A 25,225-nucleotide genomic window follows, 5' to 3' on the forward strand; every position below is an offset into this window, starting at 1 on the left:
TACACTTTTCTTCTTATTCCGCCTACTATCGGGTTGTTAGCAATAGCATATTACCGCGCTGCCACCGTTTTCAACAGGGTTTCCGGGCAGAAATATACCTTATATACCGCGAAATTCGGCTGCTAAAAAGCTAAACCGTACCTTTGCGGCATAAATCATTAATTTAATGCCCGGATTTACAGTAGCTATAGTCGGAAGACCCAATGTAGGCAAATCAACACTCTTTAACCGGTTGCTCGAGCAACGCAAAGCCATTGTAGATGACTTTAGCGGTGTGACCCGCGACCGGCAGTACGGTATTTCCGACTGGAATGGCAAATTTTTTAACGTAATCGATACGGGTGGTTTTGTGTCCCGCTCTGAAGATATATTCGAAAAAGAGATCCGCAAACAGGTGCATATCGCCATCGACGAAGCGGATATTATCCTGTTCATTACAGACGTTACGGCCGGCATTACCGACCTCGACGACGATATGGCGCAACTGCTGCGCCGCTCCAACAAACCAGTATTCCTGGTGGTTAATAAAGTAGATAATGCAGAGCGCCAGCTCGATGCTACCGAGTTTTATGTACTCGGCTTCGATCCTACGTTCTTTCTCTCTTCCATCTCCGGCAGCGGTACCGGCGAGGTACTGGATGCCATTACCGAACTGATCCCCGAATCGACCCAGGATGCAGAGGTAGAGATGATCGAAGAAGAAATCGAAGATGAGGATGGCAATGTGATCATCATGAAACGGGAAAAAGATCCCATTCCCAAGATCGCGATCATCGGCCAGCCCAATGCCGGTAAATCTACCCTGCTCAATGCCCTTACCGGTAAGGAGCGCGCCATTGTATCGGATATCGCCGGTACCACCCGCGACCCGATCCATACCCATTACAACCAGTTCGGCAAAGAATTTATCCTCATCGATACCGCCGGTTTGCGTAAGAAGAAAGCGGTACAGGAAGACCTCGAGTTCTACTCGGTGATCCGCGCCATCAAAGCGATGGATGAAGCCGATGTATGTATGCTGCTGATCGATGCGGCCAAGGGTATGACCGCCCAGGACGTCAATATCCTGTCGCTGGCCGAGCGTAAAGGCAAAGCCATCGTGATCCTGGTGAACAAATGGGATGTAGTAGAAGGCAAGGAAACCAATACCGCCCGCGACTACGAGAAAAACCTGAAAGAAAGGATCGCGCCATTTACCGATATACCCGTGGTCTTTACTTCGGCCGCCGAAAAGACGCGTATCTTCCAGGCTATCGAAAAAGCCCTGGAGGTATTTGAAAACAGGCTGAGAAGGATCACTACCTCCCACCTGAACGAGGTGATGCTGAAAGAAATCGAACGTTTTACCCCACCGGTAGTGCGCGGCCATTCGGTACGTATCAAGTTTGTGATGCAGATCCCGACGCATACCCCGGCTTTTGCCTTTTACTCCAATCACCCCGACGAGATCAAGACGCCTTACCGCAACTTCCTCGAGAATAAGCTGCGCAGTCATTTTAATTTCAGCGGTGTGCCAATCAAGATATTTTTCAGAAAAAAATAAAACGGCCGACAAGCTGTTTTCCAATCAAGCGATTTCTTTTTTGCTCCCCGGACAGGAAAGAAATCGCTACTTTTATGCATGAATCCAGCCGGCTTCCGAAAAGGCCGTTCTCCCTATAAACTATGCAACAGACGGATACTGCCAATACCGTTTTCCAGCAAGCGGTGGCATTTGTGAACCAGACGAATCAACATCTTTTTCTTACCGGTAAGGCCGGTACCGGTAAAACAACGTTTCTCCGTTACATACGGGACAACTGTTATAAGAAAATGGCCGTGGTGGCGCCTACCGGCGTGGCCGCGATCAACGCAGGCGGTGTAACCATCCACTCCTTTTTCCAATTGCCTTTCGGCACCTTCCTGCCTACACAGCGCACGGTATGGGGCAGCGAATCGCAGAATATTTATAACAAGAATCAACTGCTGGGCAAGCTGCGCCTGAACAGTACCAAGAGAGACCTGATCCGGGAACTGGACCTGCTGATCATCGATGAGATCTCGATGGTACGCGCCGATGTGATGGATGCCCTGGACGCAGTATTGCGCTCGGTACGCCGCAGGCCGCAGGACCCGTTCGGCGGGGTGCAGATGTTGTTTATCGGCGATATGTTCCAGTTGCCCCCCGTGGTGCGCGACGAGGAATGGCAGCTGATGAGCGAACATTACAACAGCCCTTTCTTCTTCGACTCGCTCGTGGTGAAAGAAGCCATGCCTATTTATATCGAGCTTAAAAAGATCTATCGCCAGAGCGACCGTACTTTTATCTCGCTGCTCAATAATATCCGGAACAACAACTGTACGGAAGAAGACCTGGAGCAATTGCAGGTGCATTACGATCCTTACTTCTCGCCAGGTCGCGACGACGGTTTTATTACCCTTACCTCGCATAACTATAAGGCCGATGCCATTAACCAGGCCGAGCTCGAAAAATTGCCGGGTAAAACGCATAAGATCGACGCGGTGATCAATAACGAGTTTCCCGAACATGCCTATCCAGTAGATAAGGTGCTGCATCTTAAAGAAGGTGCGCAGATCATGTTTATGAAAAACGATAAGGGCGATACCCGCCGTTATTACAACGGTAAGATCGGCCGCATCGAAACGATAGACGAGTTCGAAAAAAAGATCTTCGTATCCTTCCCGAACGAAAACGGCCGCATGCAGCTGGAGCTGGAAGTATGGAAAAATATACGGTACCGTTACGATAACGAAGGCGACGATGTACAGGAAGAGGAGTTGGGTAATTTCCAGCAATACCCCATCCGTCTTGCCTGGGCCGTAACCATCCATAAAAGCCAGGGGCTTACTTTCGAAAAAGCCATTGTAGATGCCGGCCAGTCCTTTGCTGCAGGCCAGGTATACGTGGCGCTGAGCCGGTTGACCAACCTCGACGGCCTGGTGCTGAAATCGAGGATACAGGCCAGCAGTATTATGACCGACGAGCGCATCCTGGATTTTGCAAGGAACGAAGAATCCAGCGACCAGGTACAACGTACGCTTGAACTGTCGCAGCAACACTTCGCAGAACAGTCCCTGCTGCTGGCTTACGATTGGGAGAAGATACGCGATATTATGGACGAGCATATGGACAGCTATACGACCAGTGCGCTGCCCGATAAAGCTGAAGCTATGGACTGGGCCCGGGAGCTGGGCCGCACCGTAGAGCAACAGTACCTTACCGCGCATAAGTTCCTGCCCCAGCTGGAAGAGATCCTGCGCTCCGGCAAAGGCGCTTACGACAAGCTGCATGAAAGAACCCTGGCCGCCTCTGCCTGGTTTATAAAGAGCATCGACGAAAAAGTGATTGAACGGATAAAAACACAGATCCAGGCGGAGAAGGTAAAGACCCGTACCAAAAAATATGTAAAGGCGCTGCAGGAGCTGATGCTGGTCTTTGAACGGAAAAAGCTGCAGGTGATGCAGACTGTGGGCATTACCGAAGCCCTGTCGCAGTCGCTGAATATGGAAGAGATCATGGAACGCGTATCGCGGCTAAATGCACCTATTGAAATTGTGTTGCCACAGGAGGCCGTAGCCAAGACGGCGGCAGGCGACAGTAAAAAGATATCGCTCGAAATGTTCCTGGCCGGCAAAACCATCGCCGATATCGCTACGGAACGCGGTATGGTAAAAGGTACCATCGAAGGGCATCTCGGCGAGTTTATCGCTACCGGTGAAGTCGAGATCTCAGCCCTGGTACCGAAGCATAAGCTGACGCGTATTATGGAACTGCTGGATGCCCAGCCCCAGGCCACTTCGGGTATGATCAAAGAAAAACTGGACTCTGGTTATTCCTATGGCGAGATCAAAGCCGTGATGGCATATCGTAAAAGAGCCAATATATAACGAGACTTAACCTGTTGTATATATCAACAAAAACCTTACTGTGCGGGCCTTTCAGCCCGCACTATTTTTTTACACACCGATGACATTTAATGCTTTCTTAACCTCTCGTTAAGGAGCCGGTAACATGCAGGATGTTGTTTTGCGGAAATTTAATCGCCTAATCCTGTATTAATGAACCAACTCAACAAGAAGATGAAGAAAGCCTTGTTACTTTCTTCGATGGCGCTTGCTTCCGGCAGCGCCCTGTATGCCCAAACCAGCCAGACCATTCTCCGCAGCGTTACTTCCGGCACCGATGATGCCGAAGAATATGTACCCGGCGGCACTGGTACCGTGGGCGATGTAGACCTCGGCAGCTCCGACCTGGAGATTATGCTCGACGGTAGCAAAAGACAGATTGTGGGTGTAAAATTCGGTAGCATCATGATCCCCCAGGGCGCTACCATCAAAAGGGCTTACGTTCAGTTTGCCAACAAGGGCGATAAAGCGCCGGTATCCGGCAACGCCTATATTACCGCACAGGCCATCGACAACGCGCCGACCTTTGCCGGTGTTGCTTTCAACATCAGCAGCAGAGCCCAGGTAGCCGACTCGGTTTTATGGCCGGGCAGCACCGACGCCAGCTGGGGCACCACCACAGCAGGTGTAGCCGGTCCGCTGCAACGTACGCCGGATATCAAAGCCATACTGCAACCGGTGATCAACCGGGCTGGCTGGGCGCCGGGCAACTCTGTCGTGATCCTGCTTAAAGGCACCAGCGGTGTGCGCAACACCTTCTCTTACGATGGTAACGCAGCCAATGCGCCTAAACTGATCGTAGAATATACCAGCGCATCGGTACCTCCCCTGCTGAGCGCCGACCTGCCGATCAATAAACAAAGCGAATGGCGCTACTTCGACAACGGTACCGACCTGGGTACCGCCTGGAGGGCCACCGGCTTTAACGATGCCGCCTGGAGCTATGGACCCGGCAAACTGGGTTATGGCCTCAACCAGGTTACCACACTGGAATTCGGCGCCGATGCCAACAACAAACCGATGACGGCCTACTTCCGTAAGCAGGTAAACATACTCGATGTAACAGCACTGCAGGATTCGCTCGACATCAGCATTATGAAAGATGACGGCGCAGTAGTCTACATCAACGGTACAGAAGTACACCGCAGCAATATGCCTGCAGGAACCATTACCTACACTACCCCAGCCTCTTCTGCCCTTTCCGGTGCAGCCGAATCGGCTTATACCACCTTCCGCGTATCGCGCAACCTGCTGGTAAACGGTAACAATACCTTTGCCGCCGAAGTGCACCAGAGCGATGCCGCCAGCACAGACCTCGTTTTCGACATGGAGGTAAAAGAATACGTACCTCCTGTTATGGCCATCACCAACTTCCCGGTAGCCGCCAACAGCGAGTGGAAATACCTCGATAACGGCAGCAACCAGGGTACCGCCTGGACAGCGCCTGCTTTCAACGACGCCACATGGGCTTTCGGTCCGGGTAAACTGGGATATAACGATGGCGCGGTAACTGTAGTCGGTTACGGTCCTGATGCATCGAACAAATACATCACCACTTATTTCCGTAAGCAGATCCATGTAACCAGTGTAGCATCGCTCTCCGATACCCTGGAGCTGAAAGTACTCCGTGACGATGGCGCCATTATCTATATCAATGGTACGGAAGTGGTGCGCAGCAATATGCCTGCCGGCGCCTTCGATTACCTGACGCATTCTTCCACCATCGTGGACGGCGCCGACGAATCGGTTTATTTCCCTTACCATATCCCGAAAAGCGTACTGGTAAACGGTACCAATACGATTGCCGTAGAGATCCACCAGCGCGACGGACAGAGCTCCGACCTGGGCTTCGATATGAGCCTGAACGAGTATACCGCACCGGTTGCCCCGGTTGTATGTAACCCGCTGGCCGGCACCCATATCTCCAACTTCGTATCCGTACTGCCTTCTGCTCAACCGGACTCGCTGCGTATCCCGGGTTCGCATACCTTCCAGATGCTGCTGCAATCCGGCGATCCGTATACCAATGCCGCCGACGGTGTAACCAAAGGTACCTTCGACTTTACCGGTTATGTGCCTATTGCAGGCAGCAGCACCAACGGTTACCTCTCGGTGAACCACGAAGAAGGCAGCTGGCCTGCTGCCGGCGTGTCTATGCTGAGCCTGAATTACAACAATACTTCACAACTGTGGAATGTAACCAATAACGTACCGGTTGATTTTGGTGTGATCGGTGGTACCGGCCGTAACTGTAGCGGTACCGTTACCCCATGGAATACCATCATTACCTGCGAAGAGACCCTGCCCGCCAACGATGTAAACGGTGACGGTTACCAGGATGTGGGTTGGGCTGTAGAGATCGATCCTGCCACCCATGCGATCGTAGACCATAACTACGACGGTGCACCGGATAAATTGTGGAAACTGGGCCGTATGTCGCACGAGAACGTAGTGGTAGCATTCGACCACAAAACCGTATATGAAGGTAATGACGAAAACCCTGGCTTTATCTTTAAAATGGTAGCCGACACCGCAGGTAAACTGGGTACCGGTAACCTGTATGTATTAAAACTGTCCGGCGCTGCAGGCGTAGCCACAAGCGGTACCTGGATGCAGGTTCCGAACAGCACACCTACCGAGTGTAACAACGTAAGGGCTTATGCTGCGAGCATTGCCGCTACCAACTTCAACTCTATCGAAGACGTTGAGATCAGCCCGCTGGACAGCATGATCTATTTCACCTCTAAAGCCAGCAGCCGCGTTTACCGTTTCAAAGACAACAAAACCGTAGGCAACAGCAACGACGTTACCAATTGCGAAGTGTTTGTAGGTAATGCAGGCACCATGTACAACATCACCTATAACGGCGGTACTGCCAGCGAACAATGGAGAGATGGTAACGACAACCTGACCTTCGACAATGAAGGCAACCTGTATGTGATCCAGGATGGTGGCCGTAACCACATCTGGATGGTAAAACCCTGCCATACCAATGCCGATCCGAAAGTAGAACTGTTTGCCGTAACGCCCGCCGGTTGCGAGCCTACCGGTATGACCTTCTCCCCGGATTATAAATTCATGTTCGTATCCATGCAGCACCCATCCGGCAGCAATGCTACGCAGATGATCGATGCAGCCGGTAACCCTGAGCGCTTCAACAAAGAATCGGCTATCGTTATTGCCCGTAAAGAATTCCTGGGCCTTAATGCACCGCTTGCTATCTCTTTCGCAGGTTTCGAAGCGTACCGCACCGCTGCGAACAAAGCACAGCTGAACTGGGAATATGTAACCGATGAAACCCTTGCTAAATTCGAGATCCAGCGTATGGTAGCCGGTAACGGTTTCGAAACCATCGGTACCGTTGAAAAAGTATCCGGTAAAAACAGCCTGAACAAATTCGGCTACCTCGACCAGCATCCTTATGCCGGACAGAACTTCTACCGCATTAAAGCCGTACAGGCCAATGGCAAAGAGGTACTGACCAATATCAAAGTGGTAGACATTAAGGTAGACAACCAGCTGGCCATCGTGGAAACCTTCCCGAACCCTGCTACCAACACCTTTAACGTAAGCCTGATCAGCCCTGAGCAGAAAGCCGCTATCGTTAAGATCTACAGCACTACCGGTAACAGCGTAAGCGAGCAAACCGTATCCCTGAACAAAGGCAACAATACCGTTACCTTAAACATCGGATCGCTTGCTGCAGGCGTATACAACGTAGTTATTATTTCCGGCAACGAAACTGCCAAGACCAGAATTATCAAACAGTAAATGAATATATCCCCCAAAAGGATACTCCTTAATGCTACAGTTGCCCTGCTTTTAACGGCGGGCAACTGTATCCTTTTAAGGGCACAGTGTCCGACCGAAAATTTTAAAACGCTGCCTGCCGCGCTCGAACATCCCGATTGCGCGCGCAGCCTCTCCTTACGCATTGCCAAAAGTGAAAACATCAGTGCCCGCATAGGCCGGCTGCAAAAGCTTGAATCGCTCGACCTGCTCAAGAACGAGCTGCAAACCCTGCCCGATTCGTTGTGCAACCTGGTACGCCTGCAACGGCTCGTACTCAGCGAAAATGCACTGCGCAAGCTGCCTTCCGCCATCGGCAGGCTTAAAGCCCTGCATACCCTGCAGGCCGACAAAAACCACCTGGTAGAATTGCCGCAATCCATACAGGACCTGGACCAGCTCAGTACCCTCGACATATCCTGGAACGACTTTGCCTCGCTGCGCGAAGGTATAGGCAGGCTCAAAAGCCTGGCAACACTGGATATCAGCCACAACCACTTCCTGTACCTGCCCGAAAACATCGGACAGCTGAGCGCCCTGCGCTTTTTCAAAATGGACTATAATGTGCTTACCGGCCTGCCTGCGGGTTTTGTGCAGCTCCGCAACCTGGAGCAGCTCGACGCTTCGTATAACCAGCTCCAGGCCCTGCCCGGGGACATCGGCAGGATGAAAGCACTGAAGATATTATCGCTCGCCCACAACAAACTGCAAACCCTGCCCGCCGGTATCGGTGAACTGGCTGACCTGGAAATGATTTTCCTCTCCAACAACCAGGTTACCCACCTGCCCCGGGAGATCGGGCAGCTGAAAAAGCTGAAGACCCTCGTGCTGATCGGCAATCCCATGCCGGAATCCGAGATCGCGACCCTGAAGCAACTGCTGCCCCATACCCGTATTATTTTTTAAAGTTTTTACCCTTACCCATGCGTTTACGTTTTACCAAGTACAGCCTGTTTATTTTTGCCCTTGTCGTAATGGCCCTTACCGGCCTGCAGTCGGCACAAAGCCTATCCAACCAGACGATGCCTGCCGTGTTAAGTTATTACCGCGGGTATATCGACAGCCTGAAAGCCTGTAACCTGCAGCTGGAGCGCGAAACAGCCACCGCCGACTCCGGCAGGCTCCGCGACCTCTTTGACCAGGGCCGCAATTATTTTAAGAAAATAGAATTTATCGTTGAATACTATTACCCCGCAACAGCCGCCCGTATTAACGGTGCACCGCTGCTCGAGGCCGAGCCCAGCGAAAAGATGGAACCACAGCATCCTAAAGGTTACCAGGTGCTGGAAGAAGTAATCTATGGCCCTATTAACGAAGATACCCGCAAAGAGATCGCCTTTGAAGTAAGCAACCTGAACTTCGCCATCAATAAGCTGGAAGGCATGTTACCGGATATCGAACTCAACGAAAGCCAGGTACTGGAAGCCTTAAAGCTCAATATCTACCGGATGATCATCAAAGGCATTTCGGGCTTCGACAACCCGGTAGCGCTGAACAGTATCGCAGAAGCGCGCTCCACGCTGGAAGGCACGCTGGCCGTATTGGCCTGCTTCCGCGAATCGGGCGCCGTACAGGCATCCTGTCGCGAGGCCATCCGTTTTATCGCCAACAACGGTTATGACTTCAACAGCTTCGACCGCGCCATCTTTATCAGCAAATACATTAACCCGCTGTGCGTGGCTATGTACGACTACCAGGATCAGCAACGCATCCCCTTTTCCAGCCAGCAGACTGCTATAGCCGCGCGGGCCAAACACCTGTTCGAGCAAAATGCATTTGATGTCCTGTATTTCGCCCCCGATGGTACGGCACCCTTAACGCAGCAGCAGGTGGCCCTGGGCAGGAAACTCTTTTATGATACGCGGCTTTCGGTAAACAATAACCGCAGCTGCGGTACCTGCCACCAACCGGGCCGGGCATTTACCGACGGGCTTAAATTAAACGAATCGTTGCTGGGCAGCAAGAAACTGCTGCGCAATACGCCTACCCTGCTGAACGCAGCCTTTCAGCCCAGCCAGTTTTACGACAGCCGCATTACCTTCCTGGAAGACCAGGCACACGACGTTATTTCCAATGAAGCGGAGATGGGCGGTAAAGTGCAGCAGATCGCGGCACAACTGGACCGCGACAAGGCCTATAAAAAACTGTTCCGCGCAGCCTATGGCAACCAGGCCGTTTCGCCCGACCTGGTAAAGAAAGCACTGGCGGCCTATGTACGCTCGCTGATCAGTATGAACAGTCCCTTTGACCGGTATATGCGCGGCGATGCCAGCGCTATGACCCCGCAACAGGTAAAAGGCTTTAACCTGTTTATGGGTAAGGCCAAATGCGGCACCTGTCACTTTATACCTTTGTTTACCGGTGCGGTAGCGCCTTTGTACCAGAAGATAGAAAGCGAAGTGCTGGGCGTACCGGCCAATACCGATACGGTACACGCCGTGATGGACAACGACTCCGGCAAATACCTGCTCTACGAGATCCCGCACCAGCTGTATGCCTTTAAGACGACTACGGTACGCAATACGGCCCTTACTGCGCCTTATATGCACAACGGCGTATTTGCCACACTGGAAGAGGTGGTCGATTTTTATAACCGCGGCGGTGGCGCCGGACTGGGCTTCGAACTGCCTAACCAAACTTTATCGCCCGACCGCCTCGACCTCTCGGCACAGGAGCAGAAGGACCTGATTGCCTTTATCCATGCACTGACCGATACCACGGCTACGCGATAAGCACACACGATATCATGCATAAAAAAAGAAGCACCCCTTGCAGGGTGCTTCTTTCGTAAAAAAGAAACGTCAATTATTCAGCATCCTTGTTTTTAAGTGCGGTAACTTCATTTCTGATTTCCTGAGCCAGCGCTTTTACCGCTTGCATACCAGTACGAACACGAGTTCCGGCAGCTTTGCTTCCTTTGTTAAAAAACTTGTCTGCATCAGCCTCGATAGAAGCGAGTAACTCTTTTAATTCGTTGTATTTTTCCATTTTTCAATTATTTAGTGCTGCAAATATATACATCTGGAGCAAAAACGGGCAAATTTTATTTCCACTTACTGGCCTCACAGGCCCCGTAAAGGCCGTTTTCGTCCTGTATCCTGTTCGGAAAACCCGGAAAATCGCGCTAAAGGGCTTCAAATCAGGGCTAAAAAAGGCTATACCGGGCACAAAACAGCACGATTCCAGCGGGCCGCTACGGCAGGTTTTAACTTGCTATTTACCTTACATTTGCAATCCGGCCGCTGCCCCGGGCAGCAACAGGCGCGTTTATCATCAATACCTGATTAAAATCTTAGGAATGAAAAATATTGTTCTTGCCAGTACCTCGACCTTATTCGGCGAGGAATATCTTGCCTACCTCGGGCCCGTGATCAAAGACCTGTTCCACAACATACCGGAAATTATCTTTATCCCCTTTGCAAGGCCCGGCGGCATCAGTTATAACGATTATACCCAGAAAGCCGCTACGGCCTTTGCAGCATGGGATATAAAGGTAACAGGGCTGCATACCTTCCGCGACCCGGTAGAGGCCATACAACAGGCCAAAGGTTTCTTTACCGGTGGCGGTAATACCTTCCTGCTGGTAAAACAACTGCATGAGTTTGACCTGGTACATGCCCTTAAAACGGCTGTAGAAGGCGGTACGCCCTACCTTGGCGCCAGTGCCGGCAGTAATATCGGCGGCATCAATATGCAGACCACCAATGATATGCCGATCGTGTACCCGCCCAGTTTTGCCACTATGGGCCTGGTACCCTTTAACCTTAACCCGCATTACCTCGACCCGGATCCCAACTCCCAACATAACGGTGAAACCCGGGAAACCCGCATCAAAGAATTCCATAGCCAGAACAGCATCCCGGTAGTAGGACTGCGCGAAGGCAGCTGGATACGCGTTAAAGGCGATGTGATCAAAACGGAAGGCAGCCGCGACTCCCGTATATTCGAGCAAGGCAAGGAGCCTTACGAGCTACAACCCGGTACAGAACTGGCTTTCCCGGGAACGCTATAAATCATACCCATAGCAAAGGGGCAGCAAATTGTATTTGCTGCCCCTTCTTATTTCAGCGCCAATGGTGCGGCCACCGGCTTTAAGACTAGGGTAATTTACGGAAGACCGTATTACTTAAAACCACCTCGGCCAGCAAGGCGATCAGGCCCGCAAAAGCAAAGGGGAAAAACAACTCTGCATAATGCTTGTAGGCATTGACCTCAATCTTGGTCTTCTCCAGTTGGTCGATCTCTTTGTAGATATTTTCCAGTTTGGTATTGCCCGTGGCGCGGTAATATTTACCACCCGTTTCGCGCGATATTTTCTGCAACAGCTTCTCGTCGATCTGAACCGGCATCATTTGTTTTTGCAGGCCATAGGGCGTCTGTACCGGGTACATGGCCTGGCCTTCGCTACCGATGCCGATGGTGTATACCCTTACTTTATAGGCTTTGGCAATTTCGAGCGCCGTTTGCGGGTCTACCAGGCCGGTATTGTTTACCCCATCCGTCATCAGGATCACGACGCGGCTTTTGCCCCGGGCATCGCGCAGGCGGTCTACGGCCGTAGCCAGGCCCATACCGATTGCCGTACCGTCTTCCAGCAGGCCACTTTTAACCTGGCTCAGCTGTTCTTTAATTACGGCATGATCGATGGTAATGGGACATTGCGTAAAACTCTCCCCCGCAAAGATCACCAGGCCTATACGGTCGGCAGGACGGGCATCGACAAACTTCATGGCCGTACTGATCGCAGCCTCGATACGGTTAGGCTTAAAATCCTCGGCCAGCATACTGCCCGAGATATCCATGCTCAATACGATATCGATCCCTTCACTATCCACGTTCTCGGTTACATTGGTCTTTTGCGGGCGGGCCATAGCCAGTACAAAGGCCACGAAAGCCAATGCCCGCAATACCTGCAGCAGGGGGCGCCACCTTACCTTCCAGGATTGTTTGATATGCCGGATGCCGGATGTGGTCGATATTTTAAGCACGGCAGCGCGCCGCCGGTTCTGGTATATAAAGTACCAGACCAGTAAAGGCAGCAATAACAACAGCCAAAGGAAATGCGGCGAGGCCAGCACGATATGATATTTTTCCAGCCACTTTATCATGATGCGTCCTCCTCTGGTTTAAATTGTGTACGCTTGATCACTTCCATAGCGGCAGTCATACAGGCATTCTGTTCCTCCTGGTTGGGACTGGCTTTCGCAAACTTGGCCAGGTCGGCGGTACGCAATATCATTTTCAGTTCCGGTCTTACCTTACGCAGCTCGGCACGCGACTCGGTTTGTTTTTTCAACAGGGCCAGCAATTCGTCGGTCGTTTGCTCCATGGCGGTAATTCCATAACGTTCTTCCAGGTAAGTACGGATAATGTCGCTCAGGCCGCTGTAGTATTCTTTTACACGGCCCTGCTCCGGCAAGTGTTTGTCCTGCAGTTCCTGCAACTGGCGCACGGCTTTTTCATGCGCTTTTTCCGGTGGCACTTTTACTACCTGCGGTATTTTCGTACCGCGGTTGCGGTAGAAGTAGTACCATACAAATATGCCCAATCCTACCAGTAAGATCACCGCCAGGATAATCTTCCAGTAGTCGAGCCAGGAACTTTGCACCTCCACGATTTCCTTGATCGGTTTAAAGGCTTTGGTCGTATCTACTGGTATGGTGGCCACTTCGATGGCGATCGAGTCGGTATACAGTTCGGTAACCTGCCCGCCTTTATCCATTACTTTAAATGCGAAAGACGGAATATAATACCGGCCCGAGTCGAAGCCGGTTACCAGCAGGCGCTGTTTCAGCAGGTAAGTATCTGCATTTTGTACCGTGTCTATCTTACCGCGTTCTACGATCTCGAGGCCGTAAAGTGTATCGGGTTTGGGCCAGAGCACGGTATTACCTTTAGCGCCGGGTTTTACTTCGAGCCATAACCGCAGGTGATCGCCGATCGTGATCTTGCGGGCATCTACCCGCGCGCCTGCTGCAGGCTGGGCATAGAGCAGGGCTGCCGGGAAACATAAGGCAGCCGCAAGCAGGAGGGATAAGAAAAATCTGTTTTTTAGGTTCATTAAAACTAATAATCTTGATTTTAGGATACCACCCTTAAAGCCGGTATCCCGGCCGTGGTTGCGCAATGTCGTTTTTATCGGTTTATGAAAAAGCCCTGTAATATTTTTACATAATCGTCGTCGGTACGGACGGCGATCAGTTCGGCGCCGGTTTTACGGAAAGCGTTGACCCCATATTTCTGATGTTGTACAAAGGCTTCGGCATATTGCAGGCGTACCTTTTTATCGGAAGTATCGAGCCATTGCAGCTCGCGGGTTTCGCTGTCCTGCACCTGTATCAGGCCGGCATCGGGCAATTCCTTATCGGCCTTGTCGTATACCTGCACGCCTACCAGGTCGTGCCGGCGGGCCGTAAGCTTCAGCGGCTCTTCGTAAGGTGCGCTGATAAAGTCGCTGAGCAGGAAGGCAATGGTCCGTTTTTTCGAAGCATTATTGAAAAAGCGGAGGCATTCACCGATATCGGTGCCCTTCTCTTCGCTGGGTTCCAGCGTCAGCATTTCGCGGATAATACGCAGGATATGCGATTTGCCTTTCTTGGGCGGTATGTACTTCTCGATCTTATCGCTGAAGAAGATAACGCCGACCTTATCGTTATTGGTCGTGGCGGAAAAAGAAAGCACGGCCGCGATCTCGGTAATCAGGTCGCGTTTGCGCTGCCTGCTGGTGCCAAACAGCGAACTGCTGCTGACATCGACCAGCAGCATAACGGTCAGCTCCCGCTCTTCTTCAAAAACTTTGACAAAGGGGGTGGAGAAACGGGCGGTAACATTCCAGTCGATGGCGCGTACATCATCGCCGGGGCTATACTCCCTTACTTCGCTGAACGACATACCCCGGCCTTTAAAAGCCGAATGATACTCGCCGGAGAAGATATGGTTGCTGAGGCCCCTCGTTTTGATTTCAATACGCCGTACCCGTTTTAATATTTCAGCAGTGGTCATCATGAATTAAGAACGCATAATATTTAACTGTTAACGGTTAAACCTTAACGGGCGGTCACGATTCATGACCCGCCCGGGAAGCAAGCTGCTAGGGCACTTCCACTACATTCAGGATTTCGTTGATCACCTGTTCGCTGGTTATATTTTCGGCTTCGGCCTCGTAAGTAAGGCCAATACGGTGGCGCATTACATCGTGGCATACCGCACGTATATCTTCGGGAATTACATAACCACGGCGCTTGATAAAGGCATAGGCCTTGGCGGCATGCGCCAGGCTGATACTGGCACGCGGCGAACCGCCATAAGCGATCAGCGGTTTCAGTTTACCCAGTTTAAATTCTTCGGGGAAACGGGTAGCGAATACGATATCGAGAATATACTGCTCGATCTTTTCGTCCATATATACTTCGCGTACCAACTGGCGGCCGTTCAGGATATCCTGGGTGCTTACCACCGGATTGATTTTGGGTGCGCCGCCGGGGTTCAGGTTCTGGCGGATAATCAGTTTTTCTTCTTCTTTTTTAGGATAGGTAATCACCACCTTCAGCAGGAAACGGTCTACCTGCGCTTCGGGCAATTGGTAGGTACCTTCCTGTTCGATAGGATTCTGTGTAGCCAGCACCAGGAAAGGTTCTTCCAGTTTATGCGTGGCATCGCCTATGGTTACCTGCTTTTCCTGCATGGCTTCGAGCAATGCACTCTGTACCTTGGCCGGTGCACGGTTAATCTCGTCGGCCAGCACGAAGTTGGCGAAGATGGGGCCGCGACGCACTTCAAATTTATGCTCCTGCGGGTTATAGATCATGGTACCGATCACGTCGGCAGGTAATAAATCCGGTGTAAATTGGATACGGCTGAATTTCCCGTTAATGGCTGAAGCCAGTGATTTGATCGCTAAAGTTTTGGCGAGACCGGGCACGCCTTCCAGCAGGATATGGCCCTGGGTAAGCAAGCCTATAAGCAGGCGCTCCGCCATATGTTTTTGTCCTACCAATACTTTATTCAGTTCCATCATCAACAGGTCTATAAATGCACTTTGCTGATGGATGCGTTCGTTCAGTTCCCGAATGTCAACAGAAGAAGAAGTTGCAGTCTGTCCCAGATTTTGTTCCATAATAATGTAGAAAATTAATTTTACTTACGTAGCCCTTGAAGGTACGTTCAATTTTGAAAAAAAGCCGTAAAAAAGCGTGTAAATGTAGGGAATATCTGCGTAGATTAAAATGGAACTACAAATATCTGATTGTAATTGCTAAACTAAATTTAAATTTAAAAAGCTGGCGTTAATCACAGGTTAACAAGGGCTTCGCTAGGATGCTGAAGAAAAATAAGCCAGCGCTTCTTCCAGGTCCAGGTAAGGATACTGCTCCTTAAGCTGCAACAGTTTTTCCCGGTAACTCGCTTTAAACCGGCAATGCGCTTCGGTATCGGGAAAGCGTACTTTATGATGCCACGCCGTTTGTATATCCTGGATACGGCCCAGCAATTTGCGTGTATCGGCTGTAAAATAGGTATCTGCAAAACGTTCCCACACATACTGCGTCGCCGCATAATTAGGATGGATCATATCCACATCATAAAAGCGGTGATCACGCAGGATATCGATCACGATTTCGTAAGCCGGGAAATAGCTGCAATGATCATAGGTAGCGACCAGGGTATGCACCGCTTCGATCAGGCGGGCCTTGCTCCGGTTGTTATCCACTACCCCATCGCGTACATGCCGCACCGGGCTGATGGTAAAGATGATTTTCAGTTTGGGATTATAAGTTTGCAACCGCCCGATCAGTTGACGCCAGGTATCCACGATAGTAGCTACCGGCAACAGGCGCTTCTCGAACCACTGTCCCGGCGCGCGGTGACAGTTGGCCACGCCCCTGCCCGCCTCGCCGGCGAGCGCTGTAGTAAAGTACTGAAAGGCCGAACCCAGGGTCACGATCAGCCAATCGGCCCCGGCCAGGAAAGCCCCGGCGCCCGATACAGCGCTATGGATAAGGTCTAAAGCAGCCGCGCTGCTGGTTGCCGAAAAATCGGAATGAAAGTCCCAGCAGTTCCATATTTCCTGCAGGCAGAAAAGATCGCCCGTGGTATAAGCCCGGTTGTCGATATAGGCATTAAGGCTATCGGCAACGCTTTCCGGGTTGAATAAAATGCCGCTTGGGTTGGCCAGTACATCCATACGCAGCTGTTCCATACGGCTGCTCATATGCTCCGTAAAACAGGAGCCGGTCAGCAGTATCTTATCCTGGTGTCTTATCGCAGTGCCTGCTGCAGGAATGGTAAGCGGTAAGGTGAAATTCAAAATATTTGTTCTTTTCCGGGGTAAATAAAAGCAGGTGTTATTCTTCGCGCAGCACCAGCGGCTGCAGGGCCGCTTTGCGGGCCGGGTACCAGGCGGCCAGTACGCCAACCGCCAGCACGGTAACTGCAACCAGCATAAAGTCGGTAAGCCGCATTTCTACCGGGTAAGCGCTGATGATAAACCCATCGGGCAGGCTTACCCAGCCGAAGTATTGCTGGCCCAGGCACAACAGCAGCCCGGAACCTATGCCCAGCACGCCGCCCAGCAAAGCCAGGCAACAACCCTCGAATAAAAATATGCGTTGCACCATTCCCTGGGTTGCCCCCATAGATTTCAGGATGGCCATATCTTTTTTCTTTTCCAACACTACCATCGACAAAGACCCGATCATATTAAACGAGGCGATCAGCAACACCAGCAGCAGGATGGCATATACCGCCCATTTCTCGCCGCGCATGACCATGTACAAGGTTTTATTCTGCTCGAAGCGGTCTTCTACCTTTACGTCATCGCCTAACAAACGGCGAAGCTCCCGTTTTATTGCCGTGGGCTGTGCGCCGGGCTTCATTTTCAACTCTACCGAGGTTAGCATACCTGGTTTACCGAAGAGGTGTTGCGCAGCGGCGATCGTGGTCAGTACATAACTGCCGTCGAACTCGTCCTGGATCCTGAAAATGCCGTCGGGCTTTACGGCTATGCTGTTGAAGGAGGCCTCGGGGTCCTGTACCGACAGGCTTTTGGCGCTGGGTTTGGGATAGTAAATCCGTAAAAAGGAAAACACGTTATCCACATCCGCACCGAGCGCCGCGGCAATATTCAGACCTACTACGGCAGGCGTATAATTTTTATGCTCATCCAGGCTACCCTTACCTTCGACGATAAAGCTATCCATATGGGTTACGTCGAACCATTGCGCGTCTACCCCTTTTAAAGTACCCACCTTCTGCTCGTCCTGCCCCGAAAGCAATACCATATCTTCGATGGCGTAGCTGCTGAGCGCTATACCCGGTATCTTGCCGATGGCGGCCTGTTTGTCGGGAGCGAGGGTAAAGAACTTGCCTTTGGCAGCTGATATCTTGATATCCGGGTAAAAAGCCGAATACATATCCAGTACGGTGCCCTCGAGCCCGTTGAATATGGAGAACAGCACCGTCATAGCGCCTGCCGATACGGCAATAGCGCTGATACTGATCCAGGAAATAATATTAATGGCCTGCGCCGATTTCTTACCTCTGAAATAGCGCCAGGCAATCGTAGCCGCCAGCTTCATTTACAGGGCATTAAGAGTTATCCTTGATTCTTTTGAAGAGGTCGTCCATGTGTTGTACGTGATCGAGCGTATCATCCAGGAAAAATTGCAGCTCGGGTATACGGCGCAATTGGTTGCGCAACTTATTGCCCAGGGCGCCACGCAGTTCGCCGGTTTTCTCTTTAATACCGGCCAGCAGGGCCTTCGGATCTTCTATTTTAAAGAAACTCAGGTAAATCCTGGCTTCCAGCAGGTCGGGCGTAATTGCTACTTTCGATATAGACACCATGCCTCCCTGTACGATGCTCAGTCCTTCTCTTTGAAACAGGGTGGTCATTTCCTCCTGGATCAGGCGGGCTACCTGTTTCTGACGTTTACTTTCTTCCATTACTATCGGTTTAAAAAGCTAAAATTACATCATTATGCCAGTGTAAAGAAGACATTCCTTAAAATGATGATTTTTCATGCAGGGTATAGCGCAGCATGAATGCTAATTAGTTCAAATTAATGCAAACATAAACGGCTCCCCGGGCAATTAATTCCTACATTTAGATGTCCGGTTGCCCTGCAACAAAAAGATACGGCAAAATGATTATTTTCTTATCTTTGGTACATAAAAAATTAAATTAAATCTATAGATGAAAAAGAAGTTTATCGGGTTTGCAGCATTTGTTGCTTTATTTGCAGCCTCCTGTAAGGAACACGGGGTATCTATCGACGGCAATGAAAGCCTTGCGGAAGACACCACTTATGTAAGCGGAACGGTGGAACAGGCGGAAACAAAAAATTTCCTGACCGAGGAAATGAGCGGCGTACGTTGCGGCAACTGTCCCGAAGGCGCTATTTTTCTTGAAGAGCTGAACGAAGCCAATGGCAACCGTTTCCGCGTGGTAGCCATCCACCAGGGATCGCTTACCAACCCGATCAAAGACCGCGTGCCCAACAGTATCCAGGATTTTACCACAGAAGACGGCAGAAAGATCCTGCAGCTGATCTTCGGCGAACAGGGCAACAAACCCTGCGTATCGTTCGACCGCTGGCCTATAGGCAATGGTACCAATAAATACCTGGTAGACGGCGCCAGCAACTGGCCTCCTAAAATTGCCGAAATGAAAGGCAAAAGGGATAAAACACCGGTAAACCTCAAAGTAGAATCTAAATTCAACGCAGAAAAAGACCAGTACGACATTACCGTAACCCTGCATTATACCCAGGCGGTAACCGGCGACAACAAACTGTTTATCTACCTCACGGAAAATAACATCAAAGACGCCTTTGTCGAAGCCGATACACTGATTACCTATAACCACGTATTCCGCAAGGCCGTAACAGCTGCCGACGGTAAGCTCATTCTGAACACGGTGACCAAAGAGCCCGGCCGCGTATACATTTACCGCGCTGCTTTGAAAATCGACAAAACCGACGCCAAACAAGCTTTCTGGAACCCCGACAATATCAAAGTCGTGGCTTTTGTAAGCAATGGTACGGCTGACGATAAGAGTGTGCTGCAGGTGCAGGAAACCAGCCTGAAATAAAAACCAGGTTCAGCGAAATAAATTACTTCTTAATTAATAAAAAACGGGGCTTATCTAACCATAAGTCCCGTTTTTCGTATTTAGCCCGGTCCGGTTATTGCCCTTTCTGCCATTTGTCCGCATAACCGCCCCCTGGCTGCAGTTGGCTTACAGTCTTGGTCTGCTCCGTCCTGTGCTTCCCTCCACGCCACTCATCGTTCCTGTATGCATCCGATCCTAACGATTTTTTATAAACTCATTATACACCTATTGAATACTCCATACATGAAAGCAAGAACAACCCTGATGACGGGCTGCCTGGTCCTCCTGCTGATAGCCGGTTTTACCTCCTGTAAGGAACATGGCGTTTCCATAAACGACGAAGAAAACGTTGCTGAAGAAACCACTTACATCAGCGACACCGTAGAAGTGGCCCAGGTAAAGAATTTCCTGACCGAAGAGATGAGCGGCGTGCGTTGCGGCAACTGCCCTGCCGGCGCTATTTTCCTCGAAGAGCTGAACGAAGCCAATGGTAACCGGTTCCGCGTAGTGGCCATCCACCAGGGATCGCTTACCAATATGATCAAAGACCGCCCGGCGCCTAAAGTCAATAGCCGCCAGGATTTTACGACGGTACATGGCGGCAAGATCCTGTCCGTTATTTTCGGCGAACAGGGTAATAAACCCTGTGTATCGTTCGACCGTCACCCTATTGGCAACGGCACCAATAAATACCTGGTAGACGGCGCCAGCAACTGGCCACAGAAGATCGTAGAGATGAAAACCAGGAGGGATAAGACACCCGTAAACCTGAAAGTGGAATCTAAATTCAATGCAGAAAAAGACCAGTACGAGATTAAGGTAACCCTGCATTATACCCAGGCCGTAACCGGCGACAACAATTTGTTTGTGTACCTGACCGAAAATGACATTAAAGACGCCTTTATCGACAGCGATACCAATATTACCTATAACCATGTATTCCGCGGAGCGGTAACCGACCCTACCGGCAAACTTATCCTCAGGAATACAGACAAAGGCCCGGGCCGCACCTACATTTACCGGTCCGCGTTCAAGATCGACAAAACCGATGCCAAGCAAGCCATGTGGGTACCTGAAAATATGAAAGTGGTTGCTTTTGTGAGTTATCCCGGCCCGGAAGACAAGAGCGTGCTCCAGGTACAGGAGGTTAATCTCCAATAAAAAAATTGCGGGTTTCGTAGGTAATAAAACCACACTTACAAACAATAAAGCCGGTTTGGTATATTCCTTGTCCCGGGTCGCTTTTTTCCTGGTGTAAACACCGTATTTTGATACACATTATACCCGAAATAAAAATAGCATAAATGAAGAAGAGCATCGGTTACATAGCCCTCCTGTTCCTAACAGGTTTCACCTCGTGCAAGGAATACGGGGTATCGATAAACAGTAACGACAACCTTGCAGAAGATACGACCTATGTAAGCAAGACGCCGGAACCGGCGGAACTTAAAAACTTCCTGGTGGAAGAACTGAACGGCGTGAAATGTGGCGCCTGCCCGGAAGGCGCGGCCTTCCTGGAAAAGCTGAACGGCGACAATGACCACCGGTTCCGCATTATAGCCATACACCAGGGCACCCTTACCGATATGATCACCAACCGGGAGCCTAAAAGCATCCAGGACCTCTCGACGGGAAAAGGCGGTGACGGCTCGCAGATCCTTAACGGAATTTTCGGCGAACAAGGCAGTAAACCCACGGCCTGCTTCGATCGCTGGCCGCAGGGTACCGGCACCAATGTATACCTTGCAGACGGCGCCAACCAGTGGCCCCCCAGGATCGCAGAAATGAAAAAAAGAAGAGATAAAACGCCCGTGAACCTGAAGGTGGAATCGAAATACAATACAGACAAAGACCAGTACGATATAACCGTGACCCTGCATTATACCCAGGCCGTAAAAGGGGAAAACAAGCTATTTATCTACCTGACAGAAAACAATATTAAAGATGCATTCACCTATAGCGACACCCTCATCACCTATAACCATGTATTCCGTAAGGCGGTAACCGATCCGGTAGGCCGGCCTTTCCTGGTAAACGTAAACAAAGAACCAGGCCGTGTATATATTTACCGCGCAGCAGTAAAAGTAGATAAAACCGATGCCCGGCAAAAATTCTGGGTACCTGAAAACATGAAAGTCGTTGCTTTTGTAAGTAATCCCGGGCCGGACGACAAAAGTGTACTCCAGGTGCAGGAAACCGATTTCAGATAAAATAAATAACCGGGTTCGTACAACCGGGAACGCGGCTTATCAATAAATAAGCCGCGTTCGTATATTTAAAAGAACCGGCGTAGCTTTTTAACAGAAAACGCAGTATTTTGGAAAAATATACATCGATAAACACCACGCATGAAAAGAAAGATCAGCTACATGGCCATCCTGCTTATTGCAGGCTTTGCCTCGTGTAAGGAACACGGGGTATCTATAGACGGGAACGACAACCTCGCAGAAGATACCACTTATGTAAGCAAGACACCGGAGGCGCCGGAACCCAAAAACTTCCTGGTAGAGGAACTGAGTGGCGTACGCTGCGGCAATTGTCCTGAAGCGGCCGCATTTATGGAAGACTTAAACAAGCAAAACCAGGACCGTTTAAAAGTAGTAACGATCCACGTATCGCACCTTGCCCGGATGATTACCGAACGGGAACCCAAAAGCATCCAGAACCTGGCAGTGCCGGAGGGCTTGCGCATCGTACAACGCCTGTTCGGCGAGGTGGGCAATATGCCCTGTGCATCGGGCGACCGCTGGATGCTGGGCAATAGCGGCAACCGGTATCTCGTAGATGGCGCCAACAACTGGCCTACCCTTATCTCATCCATGAAAGCCAAAAGCAATACGACCCCGGTAAATATTAAACTGGAGTCTAAATACAACACAGAAAAAGACCAGTACGATATTACCACCACAGTGCACTATACCAAGGCGGTAACCGGCGCCAATACCCTTTCCATCTATCTTACCGAAAGCAAAATTAAAGACGCTTTTATTGATGCCGATGAACTGATCACCTACAACCATGTATTGCGTAAAGCAATTACAGCCGCCGAGGGCAAAGTGATCCTCGATTCCCATCCTACTAAAGAGCCCGGCCTGACCTATATTTACCGTACGGCTTTAAAGATAGACGCTTCCGACCCCGCTCAAAAATTCTGGCAGCCTGAAAACATGAAAGTGCTCGCTTTTGTAAGCGCTTCAGCACCACCGGAAGACATACACGTTTACCAGGTACAGGAAGTCAATCTTAAATAATACAGGTACAGGAAGTAAATCTTAAATAATATTTGCGGTTCAGATTCAGCACCATGAAGCGGCTTACTCCGGTAAGCCGTTTTTTATTGCCGTTACGCCAAACGTATCCACGTTTCAGGCCACAGCTTAAGATCTGAGGCAGCACGGTGTAACCCTGTACAAACAGGCTATACCATCCATAACACCGCATGTTACAGTTCCGCCTGCTGTGCTGTATCCATGCACGCTCAAAAAATAAGCCCGGCAACAGGTGTTGCCGGGCCTTTATTCAAACCTGCTCACATCAGGCGAATAAAATTATTGTTTCGTGATCTTCATGGTCTGCGTATGATTGGCATCGGTGTATTTCAGCAGGTAAATGCCATTGGCAACCGAGCTCATATCCACCTGTGTTTCGTTGGCGGAGATCTGCAGCTGACGTACCACTTTACCGCTCAGGTCGGTGATCTGCACCATAGCACTGGCGCCTCTTTCACCATTGATACGGATGCTTACTTTATCTTTAACCGGGTTGGGTATGGCTACGACCTCAGAGCCGCCCATTCCTTTCAATGACAGTCTTACTGTATTAGACATTTCGGTAGCGCCATCGATATCGGTCTGAACCAGGCGGTAATACGCCGCGCCGGTCACCAGCTCCGCATCGGTAAAGCTATAATTGAGCACTTCCAGGCTGCTGCCCTGCGGCGCTTTCGAGTGCACGAAACCTACCGTACGGAAATCAATGCCATCGGCAGAACGCTGGATCTCGAAACCTTTGTTCTTTTGTTCGGAGTGGGTTTTCCAGCTCAGTTGTGCAAGGCCACGGTCCGTTACCTTACCCTGGAGTTTATCCATAGTTACGGGAAGTGCCGAGCCGGAAACGACAAAGTTATAGGTGGTCTTTAAACCTGCGAATTCGTATAACCGGAAGTAATAAGTAGCATTGGCCGCCGCACCGGTAACGGTATAGGTTTCAATAGCCCCTGCGCCTGCCGCGTTTACACACTGCAGGGAAGTCAGGCTGCCACAGGTACCGCTGAACACTTGCAGCACTGCATTGCCGGTACCACCGGCCAGGGCGGAGATCGTAAAGTTGCCCGGGAAGTCGGTGGTTACCTTATACCAAACGTCGTTAGCTGTAGTACCCACACAACCGGCCAGGCTCTGCGTGGCGTAATTAGCGTCGGCCGTCTGCACGCCAGACACTGTGCTCACGGCTATTGCGCCGGCGCAATCGTCGTTAGTTACCGTACCGGTAGTAAAGGAGGTAGCGCTGCTGATACAACCGGTAGCATTGCCGCTTGCATTAAAAGGCACTACATACCAGAAGTAAGTGGTATTGGGTGCGGCGCCTAAAACGGTGATATACGGCGTGCTAACGATACCGATCGCAGTGGCCGTAGCGGCAGTTCCACCGATATAGAAACGATAACCGGAAGCACCGGGCGACGGGTTCCAGGAGAAAGTGGGCGACGGGTTAAGATTAATGCCGGTAGCGCCGTTTGCCGGGTAGGTATTGGTGGTACAACCAGGTAACGGTACAGAACTGGTACACTGCACCCTTCTGGCCCTGCTCGTATTCTGCGTACCACAGGTTGCATTGGTATGGGTATAGAACCTTACATTGCCGCTAACGGTAGCCGTCCATACCAGTGGTGTAACGCTGGAGGTAAACGCTGTTGTTCCGGTCTCATCACCGATAGTCAGGTAGTCGGTGTTGATAGAACTGGAAAAGGTATAAGACACGCCGCTGGTCACATTCACGACAGAGTATTCGCCGGCGTAACAATCAGTGGCAATGCTGGCAGTGGTACCGGCACAGGTCGGGATAAAAGTATTGGAGGGATACTGTCCGTAGGTTGGGGCATTGAGGCACTGCGCCTGTGCCGTTCCCGAAAATGCAGATAAAGACAACAGGGTTACTGCTGTTGCAATTTTTCTTGTAATGGTTGATTTCATTATGATATTGAATTGGTCTGCCTACTCTGGATTGGGTTTTCGGCATTTCCCCCTTTTGTTTTTTTAAGATGCCACGCGCAGCCGGGAACAGGTAAGGCCGGGTCGGGTCCACATACGGCAATAGGATAACGGTACACGTTTCGGTGTATCAAAAAAAGCAGCTTACGCTGCAAAACGAAGCGGGTACCGGGCTTCAGGCAGGCTGCAGGAAACAACTGCTATCCCGGTC

Annotated in this window: 19 protein-coding genes; 10 read left to right on the forward strand and 9 right to left on the reverse strand. The window is 50.7% G+C overall.

Features of this window, described 5'->3' with window-relative positions:
* Window positions 1-166 precede the first annotated feature (166 nt).
* From der to B0I18_RS18135, 5 genes are all read left to right on the forward strand, one after another.
* Window positions 167-1,543, forward strand: a complete 1,377-nt coding sequence (gene der, locus B0I18_RS18115) for a ribosome biogenesis GTPase Der (protein WP_106524165.1) — start codon at window positions 167-169, stop codon at window positions 1,541-1,543.
* 122 nt (window positions 1,544-1,665) lie between these two features.
* The gene (locus tag B0I18_RS18120; RefSeq protein WP_106524166.1) at window positions 1,666-3,888 is read left to right on the forward strand and encodes a helix-turn-helix domain-containing protein; all 2,223 of its coding nucleotides are present in this window, start codon (window positions 1,666-1,668) and stop codon (window positions 3,886-3,888) included.
* Window positions 3,889-4,059: 171 nt separating this feature from the next.
* Entirely contained in the window at window positions 4,060-7,677 is a 3,618-nt protein-coding gene (locus tag B0I18_RS18125; RefSeq protein WP_106524167.1) for an alkaline phosphatase PhoX, read from the forward strand.
* Window positions 7,678-8,601, forward strand: a complete 924-nt coding sequence (locus B0I18_RS18130) for a leucine-rich repeat domain-containing protein (RefSeq protein WP_106524168.1) — start codon at window positions 7,678-7,680, stop codon at window positions 8,599-8,601. It abuts the gene before it with no gap.
* Between the two features lie 17 nt (window positions 8,602-8,618).
* Window positions 8,619-10,427 (forward strand): cytochrome-c peroxidase, encoded by a 1,809-nt coding sequence (locus B0I18_RS18135; RefSeq protein WP_106524169.1) that lies wholly within the window; start codon window positions 8,619-8,621, stop codon window positions 10,425-10,427.
* Window positions 10,428-10,500: 73 nt separating this feature from the next.
* Here the strand turns inward: B0I18_RS18135 and B0I18_RS18140 are convergent, their stop codons facing one another.
* On the reverse strand, window positions 10,501-10,683 hold the full coding sequence (locus B0I18_RS18140) for a histone H1 (protein ID WP_106524170.1): 183 nt from the start codon (window positions 10,681-10,683) through the stop codon (window positions 10,501-10,503).
* Window positions 10,684-10,993: 310 nt separating this feature from the next.
* On the opposite strand from B0I18_RS18140, the gene pepE reads away from it, so the two are divergent.
* The gene (gene pepE, locus B0I18_RS18145; RefSeq protein ID WP_106524171.1) at window positions 10,994-11,707 is read left to right on the forward strand and encodes a dipeptidase PepE; all 714 of its coding nucleotides are present in this window, start codon (window positions 10,994-10,996) and stop codon (window positions 11,705-11,707) included.
* An 85-nt stretch (window positions 11,708-11,792) separates the two neighbouring features.
* On the opposite strand, the gene B0I18_RS18150 is transcribed toward pepE, so the two are convergent.
* The 7 genes from B0I18_RS18150 to rbfA all read right to left on the reverse strand — a co-directional run bounded on the left by B0I18_RS18150 (window position 11,793) and on the right by rbfA (window position 18,636).
* Window positions 11,793-12,803 carry a vWA domain-containing protein gene (locus B0I18_RS18150; RefSeq protein WP_106524172.1) on the reverse strand — a complete coding sequence of 337 codons (1,011 nt, stop codon included), beginning with the start codon at window positions 12,801-12,803 and terminating at the stop codon, window positions 11,793-11,795.
* The gene (locus B0I18_RS18155) at window positions 12,800-13,756 is read right to left on the reverse strand and encodes a hypothetical protein (RefSeq protein WP_106524173.1); all 957 of its coding nucleotides are present in this window, start codon (window positions 13,754-13,756) and stop codon (window positions 12,800-12,802) included. The genes B0I18_RS18150 and B0I18_RS18155 overlap by 4 nt, the downstream gene beginning before the upstream one ends.
* Window positions 13,757-13,830: 74 nt before the next feature.
* A complete protein-coding gene (locus B0I18_RS18160; protein WP_245882112.1) occupies window positions 13,831-14,700 on the reverse strand; it encodes a DUF58 domain-containing protein in 870 nt (289 codons plus the stop codon).
* A gap of 85 nt (window positions 14,701-14,785) precedes the next feature.
* On the reverse strand, window positions 14,786-15,811 hold the full coding sequence (locus tag B0I18_RS18165) for an AAA family ATPase (RefSeq protein WP_106524175.1): 1,026 nt from the start codon (window positions 15,809-15,811) through the stop codon (window positions 14,786-14,788).
* A gap of 195 nt (window positions 15,812-16,006) precedes the next feature.
* Complete coding sequence (locus B0I18_RS18170; RefSeq protein WP_245882113.1) at window positions 16,007-16,999, reverse strand: GSCFA domain-containing protein; 993 nt, start codon at window positions 16,997-16,999, stop codon at window positions 16,007-16,009.
* A gap of 37 nt (window positions 17,000-17,036) precedes the next feature.
* Window positions 17,037-18,269 carry an ABC transporter permease gene (locus B0I18_RS18175; protein WP_106524176.1) on the reverse strand — a complete coding sequence of 411 codons (1,233 nt, stop codon included), beginning with the start codon at window positions 18,267-18,269 and terminating at the stop codon, window positions 17,037-17,039.
* A 10-nt stretch (window positions 18,270-18,279) separates the two neighbouring features.
* Window positions 18,280-18,636 carry a 30S ribosome-binding factor RbfA gene (gene rbfA / locus B0I18_RS18180; RefSeq protein ID WP_106524177.1) on the reverse strand — a complete coding sequence of 119 codons (357 nt, stop codon included), beginning with the start codon at window positions 18,634-18,636 and terminating at the stop codon, window positions 18,280-18,282.
* Window positions 18,637-18,886: 250 nt separating this feature from the next.
* Between rbfA and B0I18_RS18185 the strand changes: the two genes are divergently transcribed.
* From B0I18_RS18185 to B0I18_RS18200, 4 genes are all read left to right on the forward strand, one after another.
* On the forward strand, window positions 18,887-19,783 hold the full coding sequence (locus B0I18_RS18185; protein ID WP_106524178.1) for an Omp28-related outer membrane protein: 897 nt from the start codon (window positions 18,887-18,889) through the stop codon (window positions 19,781-19,783).
* A gap of 264 nt (window positions 19,784-20,047) precedes the next feature.
* Window positions 20,048-20,965 carry an Omp28-related outer membrane protein gene (locus tag B0I18_RS18190; protein WP_181358516.1) on the forward strand — a complete coding sequence of 306 codons (918 nt, stop codon included), beginning with the start codon at window positions 20,048-20,050 and terminating at the stop codon, window positions 20,963-20,965.
* A 143-nt stretch (window positions 20,966-21,108) separates the two neighbouring features.
* A complete protein-coding gene (locus B0I18_RS18195) occupies window positions 21,109-22,014 on the forward strand; it encodes an Omp28-related outer membrane protein (protein WP_106524180.1) in 906 nt (301 codons plus the stop codon).
* A gap of 138 nt (window positions 22,015-22,152) precedes the next feature.
* Complete coding sequence (locus B0I18_RS18200; protein WP_106524181.1) at window positions 22,153-23,055, forward strand: Omp28-related outer membrane protein; 903 nt, start codon at window positions 22,153-22,155, stop codon at window positions 23,053-23,055.
* A gap of 297 nt (window positions 23,056-23,352) precedes the next feature.
* On the opposite strand, the gene B0I18_RS18210 is transcribed toward B0I18_RS18200, so the two are convergent.
* Window positions 23,353-24,996, reverse strand: coding sequence for a T9SS type A sorting domain-containing protein (locus B0I18_RS18210; protein WP_146146799.1), 1,644 nt, complete (start codon window positions 24,994-24,996; stop codon window positions 23,353-23,355).
* Window positions 24,997-25,225 lie beyond the last annotated feature (229 nt).

The sequence above is a fragment of the Taibaiella chishuiensis genome, assembly GCF_003014535.1.
GTDB classification, from domain to species: domain Bacteria; phylum Bacteroidota; class Bacteroidia; order Chitinophagales; family Chitinophagaceae; genus Taibaiella; species Taibaiella chishuiensis.